Genomic DNA, 1,073 nt, shown 5'->3' with positions numbered 1-1,073 from the left:
ATCCCGGGCCAGGGTTTGTCGACGGTGAGGTAACCGGCGCGACCCGGCTCTACCTCCTCGCCAGTGGTATCGACGACCTTTGCGTCGATGCCCGGCAGGGCCGGGCCAGCCGAACCGGGCTTCATCGTCCCGACGCCCGGTAGCGTAGTGACCATCATGCCGCCGGTTTCCGTTTGCCACCAGGTGTCGACGATGGGGCAGTTCTCGTTGCCGATGTGCTTGTAGTACCACTTCCACGCGCGTGGGTTGATCGGTTCGCCGACCGTCCCCAGAAGTCGGAGCGAGGAGAGGTCGTGCTGGTCGGGGTGCTGACTACCCCACTTCATGAACGCCCGGATGGCCGTCGGCGCCGTGTAGAAGATGTCGACGCCGTACTCCTCGACGATTTCCCAGAGGCGGTCCTTGTCGGGGTAGTCCGGCGTTCCCTCGTACATCACGCTGGTGGTGCCGAGCGCGAGCGGCCCGTAGACGATGTAGGAGTGGCCCGTAATCCAGCCGATGTCCGCCGAACACCAGTACGTGTCGTCGGCCTCGATGTCGAGGACGGTCTGGGAGGTCCAGGCGACGTAGGAGAGATACCCACCGGTGGTGTGTTTGACGCCCTTGGGTTGGCCAGTCGTGCCGGAGGTGTACATCAGGAAGAGCATGTCCTCGGCGTCGCGCTCGACCGGATCGACCTCGGCGCCCGCGTGCTCGTCGATTAGGTCCGCGTAGGCGCGCTCGCCGTCGTCCATCGGGTGGTCGTACTCGTCGCCGAGACGGTCGACGACCACCACGCTCGACACGTCGTGGTCGACGTCGTCGAGGCCGTCGTCGGCCTTCTGTTTGTGTTCGAGGGCGTCGCCGCGGCGGTAGTAGCCGTCGCAGGTCACGAGGTACTCGGAGTCGGCGCTCTCCATACGGGTGGCCAGCGCGTCCGCGGAGAACCCCGCGAACACGACGCTGTGGGGTGCGCCGATGCGGGCACACGCCAGCATGGCGATGGGGAGTTCGGGCACCATCGGCATGTACATCGTCACGACGTCGTCCTCCTCGACGCCGAGGTCCCGCAGCGCCGCCGCGAACTCGTTGAC

General features: G+C 66.3%; 1 protein-coding gene. It reads right to left on the bottom strand.

Features of this window, described 5'->3' with window-relative positions; genetic code table 11:
• On the bottom strand, window positions 1–1,073 hold a 1,073-nt coding region (locus ACRYA2_RS26555), incomplete at both ends, for an AMP-binding protein (RefSeq protein WP_433634816.1).

The sequence above is a fragment of the Halomicrococcus pelagicus genome (genome assembly GCF_050954125.1).
This window is presented reverse-complemented; position numbering and strand designations above follow the sequence as displayed.